We start from the raw sequence: 26,052 nt of genomic DNA, 5'->3' as shown, positions 1-26,052 counted from the left end.
GCAAATAAAAACTTTAACATTTTATTTTGAAAACCAATACAACTACTTTATCGTAAGTATTTAAAATTGATCTTCAAAAAAGTATAAAAAGTTAAAGTCATGAAAAAAAATATTCTATTACTATTTCTTCTATTCTCACAATTAAGCTCTTTCAGTCAATATATTAATTATAAATTCTATGAAGATTTTTTAAACAAATATGTTTCTGAAGATGGCTATGTTGATTATGATGCTATTCATGAAAACAAAGACGAATTAAAAGCGATTATTAAGCGATTTAAGTCTATTGAAACCGATGATAAATGGAGCAAAACACAAAAACTAGCACACTGGATTAATACTTACAATGTATACTCAATTAAACTAATTATAGACCATTTTCCAATAAACAGTATAAAAGACATTCATAAATCATTTGATTTACAATTTATTCCTTATCAAAAACGATTTATCTCTTTAAACTATATTGAAAAAGAAATTTTAAGCAAAACATTAGATGAAAGAATACATTTTGCTATAAACTGTGCATCTATCTCTTGTCCGAATATTAACAGAGAACCTTTTTACGGTGATATTGTTGATGAGCAATTAGAAAAATCAGCAAAACGCTTTATTAACAATATGACTAAAAATAATATTTCTAGGAAAGAGGTAAAACTATCTCGAATATTTGACTGGTTTTCAGATGATTTTTTAAAGAATAATACCTCTATAATAAAATACATCAATAAATACTCTGATAAAAAAATTAAAGAAAATGCTACAATAGAATTTTTAGATTATAACTGGAGTTTAAACAGTCATAAGAAATTTATTCAGAAGGAATATTTTGCATTAAAATAAAAAGACTTTTTTTCATAAATTTTGCGTTTTAATTATCTAAATGAGAGAAGGCAGTAACAAATTGTTACTGCCTTCTTATTTTTTTATATAACACCTATTTTCTTCATCAAGAAAGTAGCACTTTTATTTTTACAAATACCATTTCTTAACTTATAATCAAAGTGTAAATCATCCTGATTAATTTCTACTTCAAAACATTTATTTACTAATTGTTGCGGATAATCGCTTGCTATTAAACACACTTCAATATCATGTGTTGCTATTGCTCCTACTCCATTTTTAGCAATCATTTTTTTTATGACATCAACTGTTCCAGATCGTTTATCATCTGAATTTGTTCCTCTTAATATTTCATCTAATAACACAAACGAACGCTCATTTTCCAACGCATCCATTATTTTCTTTAATCGTTTTATTTCAGCATAAAAATAAGATTCATTATCTGATAACGAATCCGATAACCTCATAGACACTAAAATTGGCATAGGATGCACATTTGCTTTTGTAGCACAAACTGGCGCTCCCATAGCTGCTAAAACCATATTAACACCTAAACTTCTTAAAAACGTACTTTTACCAGACATGTTAGAACCTGTTAGTATCATAAAAGATTGAGGCTGAAAATCTACTGTGTTTGTTACTCTATTATTGGTATCTAATAATGGATGTGCTATTTCTGAGAAAGAGATTTCATATTTCTCATTTAACTCTGGAAATGCAAATTGTGGGTTATTATAACTAAAATTAGCCATACTATTTAATTTCTCAAATTCTCCTATTATTGCTAACCATCGTTCTAAATGCATTGCATTTTTTGATTTCCAACGTATAATAGCGTTTAAATTATGTATGTGATATAAGAAACAACCATTTAATAAAATAGCTGCTACAGGATTAGCAACACTATCTAATATTGAAAAGAGCTTAGACAACGTAATAAGTAAATGACTCGCTTTGTTTTGTTCTGCTTTTAGCTCATTTTGCAACTCAATCAGTTTTTTTGAAGTAAAAGATTCTCTTTCTATACTATCCAACATTAAACCATACTGTTTTATAATTTTATCTATGGCTGTTGATTCTGCGTTTTCTAATTTCACTCTTTTGAAAAAAGAAACTGCAAATAATAAATTAATTACAAATGAAAATACCGTATAGTTTAAAAACACACTCGAATTGGTTATTCTATAAGTTACAAAACAACCTATAAAAAGTATTGGCAATATAAAAGAAGTAACTTTTGATAGTTTAGATATCTTTTCACTGTTGTACTTACTCCATACTATTAGTTTTTTATAATATTCTTCTTTGTCATTACTCACTTTTGCGAATGACATATATTGCTGTCTCCAGTTTATTTTAGCTGATAACTCTTTAACTGCTTCCTGATTTTCTATAATTTGATTATTTGAAATACGCTCTAACAAAGCAGTTGCCAACGTTTTTTTTCCAATAAACGTATGTGTTCTATTTAAATTTTGATATAAAGATTTATATCCAAAAATATCCAAATCGTGTGCATACTCATGGTTTAAATCTTGAAATTCAACACCCATTTCAAATGGATTTTTTTCATTTTTTAAAAACGATATTTCATCTTCATTTATAGAAACAATAGCGTCTTTTAATCGTTTCTCATTTGCTTTTTTATCATAATAGCGCAATAAAATAAGAAAGCAAACAAAAAAGAACAATGAAGAATATATATAATTCTCATTATCCGTTTTATAATAGTAATATCCTGAAAACAAGGCCAAAATAATTGTAAAAAATCTAAAAAAACTCAATATGTTTAAATCTCTTTTTACTTTTTTTATAGCAATTTCAGCTTCTCTTTTAAGGTTTATATATAGTTCCATATTATCTATTTATCTGCAAATATAAGTTTTTAAACTTGTGCATAATCTTTGACAAATACTCATTTTATCACTCTATTTTTTAAAAGCACAAACACACAATATGTAGAATCTATAAATGTTATAATTTTCATAAAATTATTTTATTGTCATACACCTAACATTTATTCTTTTTCTTACAAATTACATTTGATTCATAAATTAATAAAACCTGTTCTTATTAATCGTTACTAATATTTTACTTGTGCAAACAGGAAAATAAAACGATATAAGATAAGTACATTAAAACTATATACTATGAAAAAAAATATTCTATTATTACTGCTTTTTTTAACTCAATCTGCAACTTTTGGACAATATATTAATTACAAATTCTATGAAGATTTTTTAACAAAATATGTTTCTAAAGAAGGAAACGTAGATTATGATGCTATTTATGAGAATAAAAAAGATTTAACTATGATTATCGACCGTTTTAAATCTATTGAAGTTTATGATAATTGGAGTAAAAATCAAAAACTATCCTATTGGATAAATGTCTACAATGTATACTCTATTAAATTAATTATAGATCATTTTCCTATAAATAGTATAAAAGACATTTATGGATCTTTTGATTTGCGCTTTATTCCATATCAAAAGCAACTTATTTCTTTAAATTATATTGAAAAAGAAATTTTAAGCAAAACATTAGATGAACGCATCCATTTTGCTATAAACTGTGCTTCTATTTCTTGTCCTAGCTTAAACAGAAAACCTTTTTATGGTGATATTTTGGATGAACAATTAGAACAAGCTGCAAAAGTATTTATTAATGATATGACTAAAAATAATATTAGCCGAAAAGAAATAAAACTATCCAAAATATTTGAATGGTTTTCGGATCATTTTCTTCAAAACAACACTTCTATCATCAGTTATATTAATAAATATTCAACTGTTAAGATTAAAGAACAAGCTACTATTAGCTACTTAGAGTATAATTGGAGTTTAAATAGTCAAATGAAATTTAATAATAAAGAGTTTCTAGCTGCTAGTAACTAGTGAATGATAATTAATCTTACTTTCAATAAATAAAAAGGATCTTAACAAAGTATTTCTCGCTAGTCACTAATTACTAAAGGCTATTCACTACCTACCAAAAAACCCTTATCTTTGCAGTCTAATTTGTTAAAATGATTCCACAAGAAACTATTGTTGCTCTTGCTACTCCATCTGGTGCTGGTGCTATAGCTATAATTCGATTATCTGGTAGTAATGCTGTTACTATTGCTGCTTCTGTTTTTCAATCTATTTCAGGAAAAGACCTAAGCAAACAAAAAACACATACTATTCATTTAGGTCATATTGTAGATCAAAACAAAACCTACGATCAAGTTTTAGTATCTCTTTTCAAAGGGCCTAATTCGTATACAGGTGAAAATGTAGTGGAAATTTCTTGTCATGGATCTACTTTTATTCAACAACAAATTATTCAGTTATTACTTCGTAAAGGAGCAAAAATGGCTCAGGCTGGTGAGTTTACTTTGCGTGCTTTTTTAAATGGAAAGCTAGACCTTTCACAAGCGGAAGCTGTAGCCGATTTAATTGCTTCAGATAATGAAGCGAGTCATCAAATAGCCATGCAACAAATGCGTGGTGGTTTTAGTAATGAAATTGCCAAGCTAAGAGAAGAACTATTAAACTTTGCTTCTTTAATCGAATTAGAATTAGACTTTGCAGAAGAAGATGTAGAATTTGCCGATAGAACTGCTTTTTATGAATTATTAAACCGTATTGAATTTGTACTAAAACGATTAATCGATTCCTTCGCTGTAGGAAACGTAATTAAAAATGGAATTCCTGTTGCTATTGTAGGCGAACCCAATGTGGGGAAATCAACCTTATTGAACGCTTTATTAAATGAAGAACGTGCGATTGTTTCCGATATCGCTGGAACAACTCGCGATACTATTGAAGACGAATTAGTGATTAACGGTATTGGTTTCCGTTTTATTGATACCGCTGGTATTCGCGAAACAAAAGATGTAGTAGAGAGTATTGGTATTCAAAAAACTTTCGAGAAGATAGAACAAGCACAGGTAGTTTTGTATTTAGTGGACAGTTTACAGTTGACAGTTGACAGTTTAAAAAGCTTAAAAGTTGAAACAGAAAAAATCAAAAATAAGTTTCCTTTAAAACCAATTGTTGTGGTTGCCAACAAAGCCGATTTATTAACTGAAAAAGAGATTACAAACCTACAAGAACAACTTACAACTTATAATTTACAACTTATAACCATAAGCGCCAAACAAAAAACAGGTATCGATATTCTAAAAGAAACTTTACTTTCCTTTGTAAATACAGGAGCTTTACGCAATAATGAAACTATTGTAACCAATACACGTCATTACGATTCGTTATTAAAAGCCTTGGAAGAAGTACAAAAAGTAAAATGGGGATTAGATTCAGGTATTTCCTCTGATTTAATTGCCTTGGACATTAGAGAGGCCTTACATTACTTTGGTGAAATTACGGGTGAAGTAACCAATGATGAGTTGTTAGGGAATATTTTTGCTAATTTCTGTATCGGAAAATAACTTTTATTATCTTTGATACTATCAAATGATACTATCATAAATGAAATCGAGTTTGTGAGATTGCATCCGACAGTATTAGAAAAATAATCAAAAACGGATGAAACCACCTTATACAATCACTGATAAAATTTTAGCGCTAGTAGCTTCTATTTCAGAAAAGATAGGAGAAATTAACGCTACTCATTTATATAAACCTGCCACCGAATTACGAAAGTAGAGATTTAAAATGGGCAGTAGAACAACAGCTTTTAACTAAATTTGGAGAACAACGCTTAATGGAATATCAGTTTATCTAATTTTGTATTTTAATTAATATTTTCGCTTAATTCCAAAGCTTTCGCCTTATTTTAGGTATAAGTATACCTATAACACTGAAAATTTCAGTTCGCAACAAATTTTGTATTGAGAAGTAGGCTTTTAGTAATCAGTGTTCAGTCGCAGTTGGCAGTTTACATTTTGCGATTGATTGGAACACTACTATTATTAATTTTTATATTCTCAGTCTAGTTTACACGCAAACTTGTCATGCTGTAAGCATCTCATTAGAAAATCTACAAAGAAAACATTAACCATATTATAAAAAAACTAGTCAATTAACCCCAATTCCCTTGCAATATCCATAGTAATTTTACTCATTGGTCTTTTGTGAATATCTATATCTTCTGTATAGTTACCTATAATAATTCTTTTAAAAACTTCTGGATTAAGATTTAATTTATAAAAACTACTTTTCAGTATATTTAAATAACTCTCATTATAAATTTGACTCTTTATTAGTAATTCTTCAACTAAATCATTTTGTGTTTTATAAATCCCTTCTACATGGAATACATCATTAAATTTTGCAAATTCATTTGATTTATAATCAGGTTCTTCAAATTCAACCTCAATATTATTTCTATCTCTCGTAACTAAATATTTTGCTTTTGAATTTGATGTTAATTTAAATTTGTAATCTGATTTTTTTGTCTTTGAAATGTCATCAGTGTATAACTCAAACTCTATTTTTTTTGAACTCTTTGTTCCGTTGCATGAAGCGCAAGCTGGGTATAGGTTACATAAAGAAATACTTAAAAAAGGGTAATCACTTTTAGAATAAAAATGATCTACTTCAAATTTTGCGTGCTTTTTATTGGCTACAATAGTTAATTGAGAATTACAATACACACAAGCTTTAATTCCAATATCATTAAAATAGTTTGGGTAAAAACTACTTCTTAATTTTGTATAGCCTAAACATTTAATAATCTTATCTTTTATTCCTGTTTTCCTTGTTTTTCCATTTTTAATTTCAGTAGGAACATTTTTAAAATCTATTTTATTTATTTCCTCCTTAATTCTATTTAAATCCCATAGCAGTATATTATCATTTTGATTTTCAAATTTACTTATAACAAATTCTAAATATTCTTTATCAACAACAGTATGTTTCTCACTATTCAATACATTAAGTTCATCCAATGCATTTTGCCTTTGCATATCTATTTCTGATTGATATGCTTTTTGAATATTTCTTACTTTATCAAGAGGTATTGCTATCATAATTTTAATACAGTTTATAAGTTTTGAAGTCTTTTTATTTGTTCGTCAATAAAAGACTTCTTTTCATCTGGAAAAGCTTCTGTATACAACTCTATTAAACTAAATGATAAAATAGGTTCTCCAATGATATCAATTATATTTTTACAATAATTCTTATCATATTTATCAGAAAACTGAAAATCATTAGTTCTCTTAATTAGTTCATTTTTTTGTCTAGTTAAATTTTTCTTATCAATTCCTAATTCTTTTTTCTCTTCTTCATTACTGGTTTTAGCAATCCTTTTTTTAACTTCATCTATCTCTTTTTTGAGGCTATCGATTTTAATTTGTAATTTCTTATTAGTCAAAAAGTCGATTATATTATTTATTTCATTTTTAGCAAATTCACCCATAAATCCATCTTGTAAAAAGAAATCATTTGCTAAAATATCGTGTATATTAGCTCCAAATGTCAAGTTTTGATGAGTAATATCACTTACTTCTGTCTTACTGTATTTGTCCCTTTTTAAGAAAACGATATTCTCTTTAGGTAAATCAGAAACTATAAAAGGTGAATGTGTCATTAAAATTAGTTGTACTCTATTTTTAGGAAAAAACTTCTCAAAAAAATCAAGCAAAAATTTTAAATACTTTTTTTGCCATTGTGGGTGAAAAGATACATCACCCTCATCAATTAAAAAAAGTATGTCTCTATTTGTTTTAATATGATTATTTAAAGTTTCATAGATTCTAGCAAACTGAGATAAAAAAACATATTCACCTCCGCTCAAACCATTAAAATTAAAACCAAAAATATTTAAAGCTAAAAATCGACCTTCATCTATTTTGATACCAAAGAGTGGAGTTTTTAAGAAATCTTGAATTATATCTGTAACTTTATTTTCAGAAATTTTAAAACCAAAAATTCCATCACAAATAATTTCCTTTGATTCAAATTTTTCAATAAAATACTTTTTTATTTCTTTTATCTGTTTAATTATTACTTCTGCATTTTCAGAAAAAAAAGAGGTCTTTTCAATATATAGGTATAATGCCTCAAATCGATCTAGTTTAGAATTATAATTTTCTTTTAAATTGTCAATTAATTTTACTAGAGGATATTCATATTCAGGTGTAAAATTAAAGTAATGTTTTAATTCATAGCTTAAAAAACAATACGTAATGTCTCTTGATAAATATTTGAAAAAATTTTCTTCATCATTACTGAGATTTGTTTCTAATAATTCAAATTTTAAAATTTTTTCGATACTTTGATTATAGGATTCAGAATTTGGAGAAATAATTTTATCTACGCTATACCAAAATTTTTCACTAAAATCATTAAATTCAGCAACTGGCACACTAAAAAATCTATTTTCATCAAAAAAAATCTCTTTAGCTATTTTTAAAAAATTAGCCATTCTTAACGATTCTCGATATTTATGCGCTAACAATTCACTTTCACCAGTAACTATATATCTTTCATTATTATTTAGAGATTGATAATCACTAACAATAATGGATTCTGTAGCAATATTTATAAAATTAGGTTCTCCATTTTCATATCTAGCATAATCATTTTCTAAACCATCAACATTGTGAATATTATCCATATTGATAAAAGAAGCGTATTTAATAATATAGTTATCTTTAAAATACGTTTCCATTAAATTGTTTTTAGTGGAATGAACAGCTTCTTTTCTTGTCTTTTTTGATTGGCTTTCGTAATTATAAAAATTGCAAATATCTTCTGGATTTATAAAATGAAGGGGCTTTCCAAATAGTTCATTTGGTACCTTTTCAAAATTAAGTTTATCACGGACAATGATTTTGTCAGATGTGATTAAAAATCCTTTAAAAATATTTCTCTTATCTAAAAAGAAATTTAATATTGCTTCCAATAAATTTGTTTTTCCGCTGCCATTTTCACCAATTACTGCTTTTACATCTATAATATTACTTGGAAATAAGGAAAAATATTTTTCGTTCTCAAAATGTTTTAAAGTAACATTTAAAGTCTCATCTTCTTCTTCGCTATTTATGATTGTCTCAAAAGTAAGTTTACTGGATAAGTTAAATCCTTGATGTTCTAAATTCTTATATTTTCTAACCCACAGGTATAAAATTTCCATTTTTATATATTTTATATTCTCTTTAATAGTTAGAGCATCTTTTTGAAACGACTAAAATAAATTTTATTAGTTTTTTCATTATTTAAAAAAACTCTACTTGATAAATCAAACCTAACCATTTTCAGCAAGATTAACAATAGTAAAACTACCTGTTTTAATATTCATTAAGTTCTCTATTCAAAAAACAAAACACTTCTCTTTGAGCTACGAATGGGATGCTTACAGCATGACAAGATTGTGGTTAAAGTTTACCTTTTAAAAATAATGTTGTTTTAAAATAAGTTGAGAGTAAATAAAAAAAACATCAAAATTCAACTTAAAACCTCTACCCTATTAATTAATAGCAAAAACAGTATAATTAATAGCTTTTAGATATTAAATAATATCTTTTATCTTATAATTAATAGCTTTGAGAGTATAAATAATACCTTTTTGCTTATAATTAATACCTTTTAGGTTATAATTATAATGTTTTAGGTATAAAACAAAAAAAGACTCCATTGCTGGAGTCTCATTTTTAAGAAATTATTAAACTTATTCTGGTTTATCTGTACTACCCTTTCGGTTTCTTTTAGCAAAACGTTGGCTCAAATCTTCGTAGATAGGTCTTGCAGTAACAATTCCTTTACTATGAGCTTCTTTTACTTGTCCGTAATACAACATAGAAGCTTGTAAAGCTTCACTACCTGCTAGCATAATAGTGTCATTTAAATCTGAAGTAAGTTGCGAAGCTAAATTAGTCAATGGGTTTAAGATAGAAACAACGGCTTCGTCTTTTAAAAATTCTGTTTTATCCATGTAAGCAGGTACAAACTCTGGATTCGTATCTACATAAGATTTTGTTTTTTGCACTGTGGCAACCGTTTTGTCTCCCATTTTAAACAACGATACTCGTTCTTCTGCGGTAAGTCCTTGTAAAAAAGGAGCTAAAGCCGTTTTACATTCTTGTAATTTTTGGGTCACCGTATCAATTACTTCTTGAGGAATTTCGATACTAATTTGATTTTTTGCACTCATATTTTATAGTTTTAAAATTTAACAATACTTTTCACAAAACAATTTATATACCAGAACATCCTCTTTAACAAACTTTTATAGTATAAATCACATAATTTTAAGATTTACTACTTCTAAATTTCCTTTTTACTCGGAACTATACTTTACAATATGTCTATATAAACAAATTTGTTTACATTAGTACTATGCGTTTTCAATTAGAAAAATATAAAGGCATTCATCCAGGAATCATTTTAGAGCGCTTATTAGCTAAAAAAGAGATTGCTCAGCGACCTTTTGCCCTTTCTATAGGAGAACATCTACAAACCATTAATGCTATTACAAAAGGGAGAAGAAGCCTTAATACTGCATTAGCTTTAAAAATAGAAGCTGCTCTAAGTTTAGAAGAAGGGGCATTGGCATTTCTTCAAACCTATTACGAAATTGCTCAAATGAAAAAGAAAGCACTTCATACTCCTAACTTATCCCATTTACGAAAATCACTTTTTTGGGATACTGATATTTCTAAAATTAATTGGGACAAACAATATAGAGCCATTATTCAACGTGTTTATGAAAGAGGTAATGAAACCGAAAAGCAAGAGCTTATTAATTTTATGGACAAGAAAAGATAAATGTAGCCCTATCTACAATGTCAAGAAACCTATATGTAATTAATAAAAATAAAATGTAAATTAGATTTTTTTATAGAAAAGACTAATTTTATGAACACCTTTTATACACCTCTACATTTTTAATTCTAAAGAGTCTTTAAATTATATCCGATTAGTCTTAAATGCTATGCACACCAAACTAGTATATTCATTTATTATACTAAATAAAAAGAGTTGAAATATAATGATATCTCAACTCTTTATTTATCAAACACTATGTGTTACTAAAGTAATTACAACCATGAACTCCAAGGTATTCTTGACATAATTAAAATTAATCCTATACTATAAAAAATAGCAATTAGTTTAAACTTTATATTATTATCCGTATTCCTTTTTGATTTAGAAAAGCCAATTGTAATTAGTATGAGAGCTAATAACATAATAGTTGGGTGCTCTAATGCATAGAACCTAGAAAAACTATTTTTCATCATCTCTTTTGAAAAATTTGAAATCCCTAAAGGAGACAATAAATACAATAAAACACCAATAAGAAACTGGGTATGCATTGTAATAAGGCCTATAGTAAATACTATTTTACTTTTTTTAGTATATTTTATTTTAGCTTTATAACCATAAAAAGCATATATCGTTGATATAATCAAAAAGATTAATGATAAAAATGCTATAAATGAATGTGAATTTTTTACTATTGAATACATATTAATTCGCTATAAAACGTTTAAGAATTAGAATAACAAAACACTACCGAAAATTCCAAAATTATTTTCATTATGCTTAAAAGGACCATACCAATCAAAATTTGATGCAGCTCCAAATGAGAATTCTTTGTAGCTTAAACCAGCTCTCAACATGATATAACTCCTATTGTGATTACCTGACTCTGGCACAAAACCATATAAACCTTGTATGCGACTGTAAAAGTTAAACTTTTCATTTATTTTAGGTTTATATTCTATTAATGCTAATCCTTCCGAAGCAAGATCATCAGCAATATCTACTTTAGGATTTACGATTACTAACAAATTTTGTGTTGCATAAGAATAAATTAAACCCGCAACAGGACGAAAACCATAAACCGGACTGTATTGCATTCCTGATGTAACATCTAAACCTTTGAATAAACTATATGTAAGGTGTGCTTGTGTCATTATATCTGGTGTTATCTCTTTTTCCCAAGGAGCATTTGCATTAGTGACACTGAAAAAACCTAGCTTTGGGACACTTATAAATTTTTTATTTACAAGTAATTGATACATTACACCTCTAGAACCCGCAACCGTTTCCATGGTAATTGGTGGATTTTGAAAACTAGAATTTTTATCTTCGTTTTCATTTTGTGCCTGAATTGAAGATATTGAAAGAACTGTTGCTATAATAGCAGATAATAAAAATTTGCTCATTTTTTAATTGTTTACTTTGTACAATAATTAATCACTTTAAGTGATGATTGAAATTATTGCAAAGCTACAATCAGCCCATTTTTAATAAAGAGTAATTAATGTGCTTTAACTAGGATAAATCGTGCATGTTTTTTATCCTGTATTCGGTTGGAGTCATCCCAGTAAAATTTTTAAAGATTCTAGTAAAATAAGATGGATCATCAAAATTAAGTTGAAAACTAATTTCTGCTATTGTTTTAGTTTTATCTAAAAGTAAAATTTGACTATTTAAAACAGATACTTCTGCAATTATTTCTTTACAACTTTTATGAAAAACCATTTTAACACATCTATTCAAATAATTTGCAGAAACAGCCAAAGAATCAGTGTAAAAAGATAGTTTTTTTTCTTTAATATAATGTTGATGTACTAACTTCTTAAAATTGATGGCTATTTGTTGTGAACGGGTTATTGTTCTTTGTTTTTCAGACAATTGTATTATTTTGCTCAGTAAAGCTTGTGTTAAACTACTACTAATTTGAATATTGGGTAATTTAGAGTTTAGTTCCGTAAAAAGTAACTTACAAATTGTGTACATCCATTCGCTTTCTACTTCTTTAAGCTTTAGTACCGGGTCAATCATAAAAACATTGAGAAGTTCCGATTGATTAAATAAAACAGTCATTATCTTTTCTTCAATCAATACAAAATAACCTTTTAAATCATCAGACGTTTTTTGAAGTGCATTAATAGTACCTGCTGAAACAAAAACAAGAGAGCCTGGTCCACAATGATATAGATTGTTATTTATCCGATTAACAAAACTCCCTTCTTTTATGTAGAATAAAAAATTATAGCTTGTTTGTATTACAGGTAAGGGAAGTATAAAATGATTACGAAGAAAACTTAAAGGATATGTTTGTAAGGGTGTCTTCTGCCATTGAAAATCAGGAGGAATATTCTTTAAATATTTCCCTTTAAACATTGCAGATGTTATTAAAGTATTCAATTATTTAGAAATTTAGTATTTACAAAATTAAGAAATTATAATCCCTTGAAATTATTTGGAAAAAACAAATCAAGACAGTTTACTTTATGATCTTTAAATTCTACTAACACCTCTTGTTCACCTCTGCTCTCTTAAACCTTTATAAATAAAGAAAATTCAATAAATTAAATCAATCGTTTTTTTATCGCAAATGCTAACACTAGAAATGTAAGAATCAATATTACTCATTTTATTCTAATCTTTTCTTTTAAAATCCATTTCCCAACTCTAAAAAAAACATAAAAAAATAGAACAATAGAAACCAATAAAATTAGTAGCAAAAAAACAAACATAGGTTAATCATTTTTAACTTTAGTTACCAAAATCTAATGCATCAAAATCTTTAATTTCTGAAAGAATGAGTAATTTGCTAATTTCAATTTTACTCCAGGTTTCTTTAAAAACCTCATCGCCACCATCAGCATCTTCATTTATATTTTCTCTAAATAGTTTCTTTTTAGTTAAAAAATTAATGCTGGTTTCATTTCTAATGACTACTCCTCCATAAGTATTGTCAAATCCAATTAATTTGAATTTTGAATCTTGATATCTAAAGGTATATTTCCAAGCTCCATATCTTCCATGAGCATAATGGATAAGAAGGTTTCCTTTTTTAACTTCAAAAAAAAGTTCTGGTGCAAAATAAACTCCTCCATCTTCATTTTCTGAAGAAAAACAATGTAAATTTTCAGTTGCTTTTTGATAACCATTTTCATTTTTAAACAAAATGATTATTCCTCTACGATTGCGATCTACTACTTCATCAAAACGGTTTGTAACAATATTTTCTTTATAGGTTTCTTTTACAATTAGAATACAATCTTCTTGTTTATCTTTATTTAAATCACCAAAAACTTTTTCATATAAAACATATCCTTTTGGAATAAAATCTTCAATAGCATTAGTTTGAGCTTGACTAATAAAGTTTCCTAAAAGTAACATTAAAACTATTAATTTGTGCTTTTTCATCTGTATGAATTATTTTAAATATAGGAACATAAATGCCTATTTTGTTCATCTTTGTTGGTTTTCAATTTTGTTAATGGGTATTTCATATTAAATAACATCAATAATTTTCTCTAAAAAATAATGAAGTATAAATACAATTATTGAAATCAATAAGAAAATTGAAATTCTAATTAATAATGATGTAAAGTCGAAACTTAATTTTTTTCTTAAAAAAATGAAATCTGTAAGAATAAAAAAGAACGCTATAATGCTACCAATTGTTAATCCAACATATACTAAACCATAGTGATAAAATAAATTAAGAAAAAAGCCTAAACCGCTATAACTATCTTCTTTTGGAATTTCACCTAAAAGCAATCGCATATAAGCAATCCCTAATAATAAGGATAAAATAATCCATAGAAGATAACCCAATATCGATTTTAGTACTTTCAATTTTCTAAATAATTAATCTTGGCAATAAGGTAAAGTTAATTGTTTAAAATGACTTTCTAGCGTTTCAAACCCTAAATTATGGCAATCCAATATAAAACGGTAACTAGCACTAAAATCTGTTAATTGCTCTTCTACTTACTTAAATTATTTTGCATTAAACAATGTTATTACAAATCTTAATTTTTCATATTGCAAATGATCCGTTTCTGTAAACCTATATTTTTGTTTTTTGTTTGACAAGAAATCGTAAAAATTAAAAGATACAAATAGAGAAAATTTCGAATAAATAACACCTTAGTTTTTTGATAATATTTAAACGAAATTTTCATTATTATGGCATTTTAAATTAAAATTCTGTCCAAGCTCTTACGGCTCTAACTTTATAAACAGCCGCTTTATAATCTGTTGAAACTTGACCTGTAGAAAAATCGCGATACCAAGCAGTTGAAGAAGGATTATTTTGAGAAGAAGACCAATAAAGTCCATCATTAAGTAACGTTCCACCATACAATGAAATTGTATTATTTACTACAACTCTGTTCATATATAGTTCATGAATTTCATCTCTACTTGGTAAAAACCAATCGTTAAAAGTGTTCAAAGTTGAGTTAGAAACTAAATCTGCAGCAGTACCTATAGTTGAACAATCAGCTATTATAGCCAAAGTATTAGCTTCACCTGTACCTATTACAGTTCCATTTGCTCCAGTAATATCTGTACTTGCGCATCCCCATTCAGCTGTTCCTTCATCATTAATTGCGCACACCAAGCCTTCATCTCCTGTAGCATTTACCCAAAAAATTACACCACCATAGTTATAGTCACCTATTTCATTCACATTTGTTAAATTAATAGTAACTGCTAAATTCTCTGTTTCCATTGAATTTTCTACAGTAATTGTTGCTGTGATTTCTGTGTTTATTTCATAATCAAACAAAGTTTCGTCGGCTACAGTTAATTCTCCCGTATTGACATCTATACTTAATGCATTCAAAGGAGTTGATGTAGATATACTATATGTTAATGTTTCATTACTACTTGCTTGAACTATTCCTAATGATTGTCCGTTTGTAGGATTTTCATCAACTGTTGCAGAAAAATCTTGAACCGTTATTGGATTGTTTGGTTGATCATTAACATCATCATCACTACTACAACCTATTACAAATAGTAAGGAAGCTACAGCTACTAAACTTTTTATTTTAAAAATCTTTTTCATAATTATTATATTTATTTAATTCTTAATTAATATTTTATATCATTTAATTCTCCCGCTAAAGAATAATAGAAACTAAAAGTTGTGCCTCCATTTTCAGGTTGAAGCATTACTACATACTCCGCTTTTGAAACATCGCCATTATCTGGAAATTTTACAGAAGCTATATGTAATTTAGGATTCTCTATATTTTTCTCTTTGGTAAGTTGAATTTTTGATTTTTCAACTAATTCGCCTAGTTTTTTTAAATTAACTGCATCGTTCAGTTGAAACATAAAGTCAGCAGCTTTTGTTCCCTCTGGAATTTCTATAGTAACATCTGATGTTTGGTTCCAATTGTCCTGCGTTTGGTTCCATTGCTCCATTTGTAAAGATTCCGGATTTTTAGTAACCGTTATACTAACAATATTACCAATAGATTCATTGTAGGTAATTGATAAATCGGTATAATAAGCATCGTTACCAAATTCATCTTTAATTTGATTTTCAATTTCTAAAAATCCCTTAGCTGTCGCTTCTTGTTTAGCACTTCCGCCACCGCAAGAGGTTAAAATTAGTGTTGATAAAAGCAATAAAGCTATAACGCAAATCTTTTTCATATTGTGTTTTTTTTAATGTTACCAATCAAAAGTATACATTGAAAACACAACACGAAATAGCAAACCAATATCTGATATGTTACAATCAATATTCGTTAAAGTATAGTAAAAATGTGATTTTAAAAAATGCCGTTATTTCTTATTCCAGTTGAATAAAGAAGAAAGAAAGGTTTCTTTTTTTCGAGAGGAAACAGGAATTTTTGTTCCGTTTTTTAAATGAATGGTTCCTGCTTTGTCGTATTTATCTACAAACTTCATATTAATCATAAACGATTGATGCGGACGTTGAAAGTTAGCTTCTAACAAACGGTCTTCAAAATCTTTAAGCGTTTTTGAAACCAAATGCTTGTTCCCATCACTACAATAAAAAGTGGTGTACCCTTTATCAGATTCGCAATAGATGAGTTCGTCTAAATTAATTACTTGATAACTATCGTGAAAAGATAAAATAATATGATTGCCTTCGTTATTAAAAACTTGTTTGGCTTTGGCAATTTGATTCTTTTGATCGGCAGTTGATAATTTTGCTACTTTTTGTAACGCAATTTTAAGTTCTTCAACATCAACAGGCTTTAGCAAATAGTCTACCGCACCAATTTTTAAAGCTTTTAAAGCATATTCTTCGTAAGCCGTAATGAAAATGATTTTAAAATCGATAGTTCCAATTTTATCTAAAAAATCAAAAGCAGTTCCATCGGCTAAATTAATATCGAGAAAAACCAATTCAGGTTTACAGGTTTTCGTAACAATAACAGCTTCCTGAACCGATTCGCACTCGCCTATTACCTCAACATCAGCATCAATAATAGCCAGTAAATTAATTAATCCTTTTCTAATGTATTCTTTGTCTTCTACAATTATTGATCTCATTATACGGTTTTAGTATAAGGCATTTCAATGGTTACTTGCGTTCCTTGTGCATCATATTTACTTCTGTCTTCAATAGCAATCGAAGCCTCCATTTTAAAATCTTTTGACAAATAACCTAAACGTTCCTTTGTAATTTTTGTTGCCAACGATTTTTTGTTTTGATTGAAATTTCTCTCACTCGAATCGACACCTATTCCATTATCTAAAATTACACAAATTAGTTTAGAATCGACTAAAGTAAGCTTAATTTCTATGATACAATTCTCTTTCTGTTTATTAAAAGCGTGTTCAATAGCGTTCTCCACAAAGGGTTGAATCAACATAGGTGGCACTTTTATTTTATTAGTTTCAATTGTATTATCTACATTTAATTGAAAAGTAATCTTATCGTTTTCAATATGCTGTAGTGCTAAATAATTTTTAACCGCTTCTAATTCTTGCGAAAGTAAAACTGTTTTATCTCTTGAATTTTCTAACGTAATACGCAACAGTTTTGAAAACTTCGACAAATAGCTTACCGATTTTGATTCTTCCTTATTCAAAATCATGCCTTGTAAAACCGAAAGTGAATTGAAAATAAAATGTGGTGTCATTTGCGTGCGCAACAATTTCTGCTCGGTAATGATATTTTGTGTTTTAGCTTTTGAATTTCTAAGTTTTAAAAAGAATATTATACTACTCAAAACCATTGCAACAATTAAAAATGTTATAATACCAAGTAACAAATTGCGTTGCGATTTTTCTAAGTCTTTTGAAGTTGATGCCACTGTTTTAGTTAATTTTATTTCTCGTTCTGCTGCATCATCCAGTTCCTTTTTGTATTTATATTCGTATTCTAATTGTGTAATTTTTTCAATATTATCTTTATTCAAAATACTATCGCTTAAAACTTTAAATTGCTCTTGGTTTAATAATGCATTTTTATAATCACCTATATTTTTATAGATTTCTGAAAGTAATTTTGAAGCCTCTTTTTGGTTTTCCAACAAGTCTAATTCTTTTGCCATTTTTTTACCCTCATGAGCAAATAAAAGAGCTTCTTTATTTTCATTCTCATACAAATAGGTTTGAGCAATTCCCAAAATACTTGTACAAAGTACCCGTTTGTTATTTATTTCTTGGCTAATTTTTTTTGCTATAGTATAATTTTTACGAGCTATTATGGGTTTATTTTGAATTGAATGAATTTTTCCAATATTGATATATGCTATTGAAGCCTGCTTCAAATCATTTATTTCTTCACTTGCTCTAAGTGCTTTTTCAAAATATTGTATTGCTTTTTCATACTCATTCTTTTGTAGGTAAATATTTCCAATATTAATATTATTAACAGCAATAAGCCTTTTATATCCCAGTTTTATTGAATAATCCAATGATTTTTTATGATAAACTAAAGCCTTATTTTGTTTGTTTAAAAAACTGTAAACCTCTCCAATATCATTTAGTTTATGCGCAATTCCTAAAGTGTCTTTTGTTTTTTCATCATAATATAAACTTTTATTAAAATTATCTATTGCTAAAAAATAATTACCCTGACTTTTATATACTGTTCCTAAATTACTTTGTACATAAGAAATACCATCTTCATCATTTATAATTTTACTCAAATGTAAGGCCTCTTTATAGTTTGAAATAGCTTCATTATAACTGCCTAATTCAGAATATACATTTCCAGAGTTTATTAAACTTGTTGCAATAGCTCTTTTATTGTCTAACTCTTTATAAATAATAGTAGCTTTTTTATAGTTTTCTAAGGCTTGTTTATACTGAGATAAATCGTAATTTGTAATACCAAAAGCAGTATATACATCTGCAATTCCTTTTTTATCATCTACTGACTCATAGTATTTAAGAGCTTTATTAAAAAATTGCAAACTTGAATCATAATTAGAGTTTATATTTTCAAGTATTCCTTTTAGATAAAATACTCTTGCCTTACCTTTATCATACTTCAAAGTATTACTTATAGATTCGGCTTCTTCAAGATATCGCTTAATTAATTTTATATCTGTTTGAAGCGTCACATGTGCTAAATCGCATAGTAAGTTTACTCGGATGGTGTCGTTAAACTTATAATTATTTAATTCAATTTTAAGACTGTCAATTTTATTATTTTGGCTGTATAAAAGCTGTACAATCAGTAAAAAACTGAATGTTATGATAGTTTTAAAATTAATATTAGAATGGTTTAAAAACATTATTCTGAATTGGTGTAGTCCAAAAATAAGTTATTAAAATTAATTCATAACTTAATAATAAAAGAACCATACAACTTTTTTACATTTCCATGCTTTCAACCTCTTATAAATAAAAAAAGTAAAGTCTTAAATTTTACAAGACTAACTGCTTGTAAAACTGAAAACGAAAACGGAGTACTAACTTCTATAAAAATCAATTGCCTTTTAAGCGTGTGAAAATCTTTTTTAATAATGCCTTTCCATCTCGCTTTTCTTTAGGAACTTCTTTTGCAATAAATTGTCCGTTATTATCTGATACAAATAGGTAACTAAAAGCAAATTGAGGATGTTCAGGATTGTTCTTTAATAAACCAAAGCGTAAATCATTAAAATAAAGGTTATGATTGTTTTCTGTAATTAAATACCATCCTTCGCTTATTTGTTTTAATTTCTGAAAGTCTTCAATCAGTTTTACTTTTTCTTCTAAAACATTGTTTTTAGCGTAATATGTGAAAGATATAGGTTGTGTATCAAAAAAGGAATAATCTGCTAAGAAATACCCCTCAACGGTTGCAATATTAGCATTCCATAGTATGGTATTAAAAGCAGTGGGCTTTACAATGAGTTCTTGGTACACAATGTTTTGTTGTTTCAATGCTTTTTCAAACTGATGTACCGCTACTAATTTTACTATACACGTTAGTAGTAAATAGCCAGAACTGATGAGTAGACCTTTGTACACATATTTTTTTCGAATGAAATGCTCTTTGTTTTTCCAAACATAAATTAATGAAATGAATAACGGAATTGTGTATAATGGATCGATTACGAATATTGTTTTTAGAGCAAATCTATAGTGCAATGGCCATAGAATTTGAGTGCCCCAAGAAGTAAACAAGTCTAAGAATACATGTGTTGTTAAGCACCAAAAAACCATCCAAGAAGCCGATTTAAAGTCTATTTTTCCTCTTTCTATTTTTACAATTAATCTGCCTAAGAGTGGTGTTAAAAATAAAAAAAAGAGCAAGGAATGACTTATTCCTCTGTGAATAGCTACACCATCAACGTTGCTCATGAATTTACCAACTACAATATCTAAATCGGGAATAGTCCCTAAGATGGCTCCATACCAGAATGTTTTGTTTTGTAGTTTTTTGCCTGCTACTATTTCTGCTGTTGCAATACCTAAAACAATTTGTGTAAAGGAATCCATGATGTGTTGAGCTTGGTGTTTTGGTCTGCTAATTTAATGATTTTTTTGGCGGTTTTTTTGCTTTTTTGATAAAGAAAAATTGGTCATTCTTTTAAAAGGTTTTCAAAAAAAGACACAGAAAACACCAAAAAAAGAAATTGACAAAGCGTTGAATTTAATGGAAACGTATTACAAAGAAAAAAACAAATAAAATGGAAACTAAAAGCTGGAAAGAAATAAAAGATTCTGTTTATGGAAAAAAAGGAACGGAACGCAGAGATGAACTTGACAGAGATTTCGAGTCTTTTAAAATTGGACTACTATTAAGAAAAGCGAGAGAATGGAATTCCTAGAAAAAAGTGGACAAATTTTAATCGACCCTAAGCTGTCATTTTTAAATTGTTATTGATTAACTTTTGATACTCTAAAATAGTTAAATTATTTAATTGTTTATGCCTTCTGTTTGTATTATAAAATGTTTCAATGTATTGCCGCAATTAATATATATTACAACTGTAAGTATAATATTTTTTAATTATATATACGAATTACGCAAACTATAATCACGATACAACGACCTGAATAGTTACGATTTATAGGTTCTTGATTATTCTTTTGACGCTTTTTAAATTTATTAAAAACTTTCGTATATATTTGTGTTGTGCGTCATACTGACAGAACTCGCGAAATTAGAAACGAATTAAAAAGTGATAACCAAAATAAACCTAAATAAAGTAGCCAGTTATAAAAGTCAAGCGACTTTAGAAACTGACAAGCCTCTAAATTTAATTTATGGTTTAAATGGTACAGGTAAGAGTACATTATCAAATTATCTTCTAAAACCAACTGATGAAAAGTTCGACAACTGTTCAATTGAGGGATTAGATGAAAATCACGACATACTTGTTTATAACCAAACTTTTATTCAAGAAAACTTTTTCGAATCGGAAAGTCTAAAGGGAATATTCACCCTTTCAAAAGAAAACAAAGAAGCCGAGACTAAAATTTCTGATGCTCAAAAAGAAATAGAAAAGCTTGAGAAAGATTTAGCTAAAGAAAGTGAACAACTTGAAACCGTAAGAGTATCAATAAATCAGAAACTTGAAGGAGCAAAGAACACAATTTGGAAAATCAAAACAGATTATAGTGGTGGAGACCGTGTGCTTGAATTTTGTTTGGAAGGATATAAAGGCTCAAAAGATAATTTATTCAATCACATATTGTCTATTCCAAAACCAAATGATAAACCAGAAAAAAGCATTGATGACTTAAAAAATGAAATTCAAGCTATTTCTGGAGAGAATGCTCAAAAGTACACTCACGTCCCTAAAATTGATTTTTCGTCATTAAATATAGAGAATGAGGGTATTTTCAATAAACAGATTGTAGGTAATGAAAACAGTAGTGTTTCTGAATTAATCACAAAACTTGGGAACTCTGATTGGGTTAAAACAGGACTTAAATATTTACCAGAAAAACCTATTGAAGAAAACGAAAATTGTCCGTTTTGTCAAGAAAAAACCATTTCGAATGAACTAATAGATGAAATCAAAAATTATTTTGATGCTTCTTACGAAGCTGACATCAATACGTTAAAAGGATTTCTTGAAAACTACCAACAATCTATTCAACAACTACCCGATAAATCTATATACGAAAGCAATCCAAAATTTGAGTCGTTTCAAAAGGACTTTGATATTAAATTTAATGCCTTTAATCAATTGATTAAATCTAATTTGTCAAAGATTCAGGCTAAAATAAAAAGTCCAAGTTTAAGCAAAACACTTCAACAATCAACATCTGAATTGGACGAACTTAATAATGTAATTAAGAATATTAATGCTTCAATTTTACAGCATAACAACAATATCGACCAAAAAGCTAAAGTAAGAAATAACATAAAATCTTCTTTTTGGAATCTAATGCGTTGGGAGTACAATCAAACAATTGATTCGTATCTGACAGACAAAAAAGCATCTGACAATAAATTAAAGTCTTTACAAACTTCAATCAAGAGCCACTTAAAGCGAATCGATTTCAAGCCTTTTATAGATATATCAACAGAGAATCACATTCATTAAGTCAAAATATATTTGACTTTAAAGAATTTGACTACGTTGATTTTAAAGACGGTTTTGCTGAATTGTTTAAGGTTGCAGGATATGAAGAACATCACAAAAAGATGATAAAATAAAAGTACGAACACACAACAATGGCTATAAGTAATTGCTGGTTCTCACCTACTTCTGAAAATCCTCGCGGATTTTCAGTTTGGTGTGTACTTGCAAAGTTAATCGCTAAACTACGCAACTACTCATAGCCGAGCCGTTGTGTGTAATTTAAGCAACCGAACTAAAAACCAGACTGAATGGGAATATTTGGAAATATATTTGGAAGTAAAAAACTAAAAACGACTGACTTTGATTTTGGAGAAATCGAGAGTTTTAGCACAAGAGGAAATGATGTTGGTTGGCAGATAAATAAAAGATATCTGAACTTTGACATTGAAATACTAATCGCAGGAGACAAAGACGGAATTGCGGAAAATCAAAGACGGATTTTACTAAATGCTCTGAATAACGAAACGGAAATCAAATCTGAATCGGAAAAGGCACTAAAAGAACAATATGCAAATGCCGAAATGGAATTTGAATCAATTGAAGAACATTTTGACCTGAAAGGAATTTCTGTGAGGGACGAGGGATTTGAAATGGCTTTTCAACAAAAAAACGACCCTTACTATTTTTTTAATGTTCATTTTGAGAATAACAAACAAGTCGGAGTTTCAATAGATGGATAAACGAAATAAAAACTACACACAACAACGTATAAAAATAATTGCGGTTTTGTGCTAAAACAAAGGTAGTTGCATGTTTGCTACATCTGATTTTCCTGCGGAAAATCCTCGCACGCAAACCCGCAACTATTCTTATACAAACCCGTTACCAAACAGTTGACAAAAAATGAACATACGATTTAAAAAAAAGCGTTTTAGGAATTATTTAATTTTCGGAATTTTATGGTTAGTTCTTGGAACTATAGTAATCATATTTAACTCGGACAATATTTTTAATTACGGTTACTTGGTAATCGGAATTTTATATATCGGAACTTATTTCTTTGAAAACAAAAAACAGTATCTGACAATAGAAAACGGAATTATTTCAAAAAATCATTTGATTCCGAAAAAAATAAATCTGAATAAAATTAAGCGGATTAAAAAGTTCGCGGGAGAATACATACTAAAAACTGACGAAACTGAATTAACAATTAATACGGAACTGATTGAAGAAAAATCTCTTGCGGAATTAAATACTGTCTTGGAAAATCTGAATTTGGAAACAAAATAAAACCGTTTGGTAACAATGTATAAAAATAATTGCTCAATTTTAGGCTTAACTAAAGGTCGTTGCAAGTTTACTACGTCTGATTTTTCTGCGGAAAATCCTCGCACGTAAACCCGCAACTATTCTTATACGAACCGTTATAGGCAATGCAACAAAACTCGTCACAAAAATAAAACGAAGTAACAAATGCAATTTAAAAATATTATACTCATTGTACTATTTCTACTTTCAATATTGATCATAATATCAATGGTGAAATCAATTGTCAACAAAAAAAGAGTAACTAAAATCTTTACATATCTAAATACTAAACCATATGTAAAACTTTACGGTAACAAATGCTATTATTCAGCAACTGGGCTTAAAAAAAATTATCCAAGTTACCCCTGTAAACTAGAAATTTATTTGACCGAAAACGAAATCATATTTGTTGGGGAAAATAAATTCCCTTTCATTTTTAAAACCATAGAAAATCCATTCATTTTAAGTTCCAATCCAGATGAATTACAAAAAACTCTTTCCTTTAAAAGAATTTTCAAGCCAACTAAAGTTTTCATAACCAACAAAACCTTAAATCTTAATTTTATTGATAATATAACATTTAATACAAATATTGATTATCAAATAGATTTAGTAAACTCGGAGCATATTGACAAATTAAAAAGATTAAGTGAATGGTGCTAATATGCACTGCCTATAACAGCGGTTTTAAGAAATGGCGGGTTTAGGGATTTATCGGTAATGGTCAGTGAATATTTTTCTTCTCCGTAGTGAGGCTTTTTCTTTCAAACTTTTCGGTATATTTGTAAACATCAGTAATAAAATTCCGCCACTTCTTAAAGCCAGCGGGACGTTATAGCTAATAACTTTCCGAATTGAAACTTAAAATGAAAATACTTAACTTAATATCTTCACTTTTCCGAACTACTAAAAGTACAAGTATAGAAGCTTTAAAAATTCAAAAAGAAGGTGCTAAACTTGCCGTTCAACACGCAAAAATTTATAATTCAAAATTAGATTATTCAGTAGATTCTCTAAAAAAAGTAGACAAAATATTAGACCTATTAAGTAAAAACTACTTAACTAAACAAAATAAAGAGGAATTAAAAAACCTTGCTCTAATCTTTGGTCTATATATTATTGAAGTTTTTGAACGAAACGAGGGAAAAGGATATTTAGAAAGAAAACTTATTACGTTAGAAAGTGATAGTTTTCCATATTACTTTAAAGGGAATTTAATTTTTCCATGCATTTGGTGTTTAAACAAAATATTTGAAAACGAAGCAGATAAAGTAAGTATGATATATAACCGAACTGTTGCAAAAGTTTGATTGATAACTTTGAAATAGAATTTCCGAGCTTTATCAAAAAAAGAAAAATGTGAATATTTTGCTTAGATTTTAAAAGTTTGCGCATAAATTTTTAATTCAGCATACATAAATTCGTTCCGAATTGACACAGTCTGAATTAAAACTGCTACTAGCTATAACAGCAGTTAAAAAAAATGGCTTAGGTAAAGGCATACTTCCGAATTTTCTCCGAAAATTCAAAAGTTTGCGTTATATTTGTTTTGGCTTGGTCTTGGCTCTTCGCCACTTCTTAAAGCCGCGAAACGTTGTGTGTAATGCGAGACAAACATCTGAACTAAAAAATAATTGAAGGAAAAGATTTATAATTTAGGAAAAAAAGCTCTAATGATTTGGGGTGGAATATCACTAATTGGAATAATTCTGATTTTTGGCTATCTCGCCTACTCGACTACAATTGGAAATAAAACTGTCGAAAATAAAGCAACGAAATCTGATGTAAGATTCGTGCTAAATTGGTGTGGACTTGGAGACGATAGAATTGAGAAAGTGACGAATAGTTATAAATCTGGTCGCTCTTTTACTGGAGATTATCTGGATGCATATGGAATTGACATTTCGAAAGTAACTCACGATGAACTGAAAAACAAAAAAGGCTTTTATCGATTAGATAGTTTACCTAAAGTTTTGAATGATGCTGTTGAAATGACGAATGGCTGGCAATATCAAATCCCTTGGTTTCCGAAATTAGAAGATTTGCAAAAAGAAGATGTTTATGTCTATCCTTGGAGCATATATTGCAATGGAATTGACCCAATTGGTGCGGAATTAATTTTTGTAATACCGAATGAAAACAAAGTATATTATATTGGAACAAAAATGTAACGAAAGCACTACACACAACATTGTATATAAAAAATAGCGCAAGTTATTGCTAACACAAAGGTTTGG

At 28.2% G+C, this 26,052-nt stretch carries 24 protein-coding genes and 1 pseudogene; 11 read left to right on the top strand and 14 right to left on the bottom strand.

What is annotated here, in order from left to right; genetic code table 11:
- Nucleotides 1-99: 99 nt before the first annotated feature.
- A complete protein-coding gene (locus tag LXD69_RS11825; protein ID WP_045972409.1) occupies nt 100-843 on the top strand; it encodes a DUF547 domain-containing protein in 744 nt (247 codons plus the stop codon).
- Between the two features lie 83 nt (nt 844-926).
- On the opposite strand, the gene LXD69_RS11820 is transcribed toward LXD69_RS11825, so the two are convergent.
- Nucleotides 927-2,699, bottom strand: coding sequence for a MutS-related protein (locus LXD69_RS11820; RefSeq protein ID WP_246915579.1), 1,773 nt, complete (start codon nt 2,697-2,699; stop codon nt 927-929).
- A 294-nt stretch (nt 2,700-2,993) separates the two neighbouring features.
- On the opposite strand from LXD69_RS11820, the gene LXD69_RS11815 reads away from it, so the two are divergent.
- A complete protein-coding gene (locus tag LXD69_RS11815; RefSeq protein ID WP_246915578.1) occupies nt 2,994-3,740 on the top strand; it encodes a DUF547 domain-containing protein in 747 nt (248 codons plus the stop codon).
- 131 nt (nt 3,741-3,871) lie between these two features.
- Complete coding sequence (gene mnmE / locus LXD69_RS11810; RefSeq protein ID WP_246915577.1) at nt 3,872-5,275, top strand: tRNA uridine-5-carboxymethylaminomethyl(34) synthesis GTPase MnmE; 1,404 nt, start codon at nt 3,872-3,874, stop codon at nt 5,273-5,275.
- Nucleotides 5,276-5,860: 585 nt separating this feature from the next.
- Here the strand turns inward: mnmE and LXD69_RS11800 are convergent.
- From LXD69_RS11800 to LXD69_RS11790, 3 genes are all read right to left on the bottom strand, one after another.
- Entirely contained in the window at nt 5,861-6,817 is a 957-nt protein-coding gene (locus LXD69_RS11800; protein ID WP_246915576.1) for a hypothetical protein, read from the bottom strand.
- A gap of 14 nt (nt 6,818-6,831) precedes the next feature.
- The gene (locus LXD69_RS11795; protein WP_246915575.1) at nt 6,832-8,928 is read right to left on the bottom strand and encodes an AAA family ATPase; all 2,097 of its coding nucleotides are present in this window, start codon (nt 8,926-8,928) and stop codon (nt 6,832-6,834) included.
- 534 nt (nt 8,929-9,462) lie between these two features.
- On the bottom strand, nt 9,463-9,945 hold the full coding sequence (locus LXD69_RS11790) for a hypothetical protein (RefSeq protein ID WP_045972395.1): 483 nt from the start codon (nt 9,943-9,945) through the stop codon (nt 9,463-9,465).
- 185 nt (nt 9,946-10,130) lie between these two features.
- Between LXD69_RS11790 and LXD69_RS11785 the strand changes: the two genes are divergently transcribed.
- Nucleotides 10,131-10,559, top strand: coding sequence for a helix-turn-helix transcriptional regulator (locus tag LXD69_RS11785; RefSeq protein ID WP_246915574.1), 429 nt, complete (start codon nt 10,131-10,133; stop codon nt 10,557-10,559).
- A 272-nt stretch (nt 10,560-10,831) separates the two neighbouring features.
- Here LXD69_RS11785 and LXD69_RS11780 read toward each other — a convergent pair whose 3' ends face one another.
- The 10 genes from LXD69_RS11780 to LXD69_RS11735 form a co-directional block, all read right to left on the bottom strand.
- Complete coding sequence (locus LXD69_RS11780; protein ID WP_246915573.1) at nt 10,832-11,260, bottom strand: hypothetical protein; 429 nt, start codon at nt 11,258-11,260, stop codon at nt 10,832-10,834.
- A 27-nt stretch (nt 11,261-11,287) separates the two neighbouring features.
- The gene (locus tag LXD69_RS11775; RefSeq protein WP_246915572.1) at nt 11,288-11,962 is read right to left on the bottom strand and encodes a hypothetical protein; all 675 of its coding nucleotides are present in this window, start codon (nt 11,960-11,962) and stop codon (nt 11,288-11,290) included.
- A gap of 109 nt (nt 11,963-12,071) precedes the next feature.
- Nucleotides 12,072-12,950: a helix-turn-helix domain-containing protein gene (locus tag LXD69_RS11770; RefSeq protein ID WP_052705399.1), complete on the bottom strand. Its 879-nt coding sequence runs from the start codon at nt 12,948-12,950 to the stop codon at nt 12,072-12,074.
- Between the two features lie 351 nt (nt 12,951-13,301).
- Nucleotides 13,302-13,958 carry a hypothetical protein gene (locus LXD69_RS11765; RefSeq protein ID WP_246915571.1) on the bottom strand — a complete coding sequence of 219 codons (657 nt, stop codon included), beginning with the start codon at nt 13,956-13,958 and terminating at the stop codon, nt 13,302-13,304.
- An 87-nt stretch (nt 13,959-14,045) separates the two neighbouring features.
- Complete coding sequence (locus tag LXD69_RS11760; RefSeq protein WP_246915570.1) at nt 14,046-14,393, bottom strand: hypothetical protein; 348 nt, start codon at nt 14,391-14,393, stop codon at nt 14,046-14,048.
- A 346-nt stretch (nt 14,394-14,739) separates the two neighbouring features.
- A complete protein-coding gene (locus LXD69_RS11755; protein ID WP_246915569.1) occupies nt 14,740-15,612 on the bottom strand; it encodes an Lcl domain-containing protein in 873 nt (290 codons plus the stop codon).
- A gap of 26 nt (nt 15,613-15,638) precedes the next feature.
- Nucleotides 15,639-16,208, bottom strand: a complete 570-nt coding sequence (locus LXD69_RS11750) for a hypothetical protein (RefSeq protein ID WP_246915568.1) — start codon at nt 16,206-16,208, stop codon at nt 15,639-15,641.
- A 132-nt stretch (nt 16,209-16,340) separates the two neighbouring features.
- A complete protein-coding gene (locus LXD69_RS11745) occupies nt 16,341-17,078 on the bottom strand; it encodes a LytR/AlgR family response regulator transcription factor (protein WP_045972379.1) in 738 nt (245 codons plus the stop codon).
- Nucleotides 17,078-19,276, bottom strand: coding sequence for a tetratricopeptide repeat-containing sensor histidine kinase (locus LXD69_RS11740; protein WP_246915567.1), 2,199 nt, complete (start codon nt 19,274-19,276; stop codon nt 17,078-17,080). Before LXD69_RS11740 ends, LXD69_RS11745 begins: the two co-directional genes overlap by 1 nt.
- Before the next feature lie 193 nt (nt 19,277-19,469).
- Nucleotides 19,470-20,468: a metal-dependent hydrolase gene (locus tag LXD69_RS11735; protein ID WP_246915566.1), complete on the bottom strand. Its 999-nt coding sequence runs from the start codon at nt 20,466-20,468 to the stop codon at nt 19,470-19,472.
- A gap of 58 nt (nt 20,469-20,526) precedes the next feature.
- Between LXD69_RS11735 and LXD69_RS11730 the strand changes: the two are divergent.
- The 7 genes and pseudogenes from LXD69_RS11730 to LXD69_RS11700 form a co-directional block, all read left to right on the top strand.
- Nucleotides 20,527-20,658, top strand: a pseudogene (locus LXD69_RS11730) (type II toxin-antitoxin system RelE/ParE family toxin); the annotation flags it as partial.
- Between the two features lies 1 nt (nt 20,659).
- Complete coding sequence (locus LXD69_RS11725; protein WP_246915565.1) at nt 20,660-20,800, top strand: hypothetical protein; 141 nt, start codon at nt 20,660-20,662, stop codon at nt 20,798-20,800.
- A 354-nt stretch (nt 20,801-21,154) separates the two neighbouring features.
- Complete coding sequence (locus tag LXD69_RS11720; protein ID WP_246915564.1) at nt 21,155-22,528, top strand: AAA family ATPase; 1,374 nt, start codon at nt 21,155-21,157, stop codon at nt 22,526-22,528.
- Between the two features lie 287 nt (nt 22,529-22,815).
- Nucleotides 22,816-23,247, top strand: a complete 432-nt coding sequence (locus LXD69_RS11715) for a hypothetical protein (RefSeq protein ID WP_246915563.1) — start codon at nt 22,816-22,818, stop codon at nt 23,245-23,247.
- Nucleotides 23,248-23,410: 163 nt separating this feature from the next.
- Complete coding sequence (locus tag LXD69_RS11710) at nt 23,411-23,797, top strand: hypothetical protein (RefSeq protein ID WP_246915562.1); 387 nt, start codon at nt 23,411-23,413, stop codon at nt 23,795-23,797.
- A gap of 884 nt (nt 23,798-24,681) precedes the next feature.
- Nucleotides 24,682-25,125 (top strand): hypothetical protein, encoded by a 444-nt coding sequence (locus LXD69_RS11705; RefSeq protein ID WP_246915561.1) that lies wholly within the window; start codon nt 24,682-24,684, stop codon nt 25,123-25,125.
- Nucleotides 25,126-25,608: 483 nt separating this feature from the next.
- A complete protein-coding gene (locus LXD69_RS11700; protein ID WP_246915560.1) occupies nt 25,609-25,986 on the top strand; it encodes a hypothetical protein in 378 nt (125 codons plus the stop codon).
- Nucleotides 25,987-26,052 lie beyond the last annotated feature (66 nt).

It is taken from the genome of Flavobacterium sediminilitoris, from assembly GCF_023008245.1.
GTDB classification, from domain to species: domain Bacteria; phylum Bacteroidota; class Bacteroidia; order Flavobacteriales; family Flavobacteriaceae; genus Flavobacterium; species Flavobacterium sediminilitoris.
This window is presented reverse-complemented; position numbering and strand designations above follow the sequence as displayed.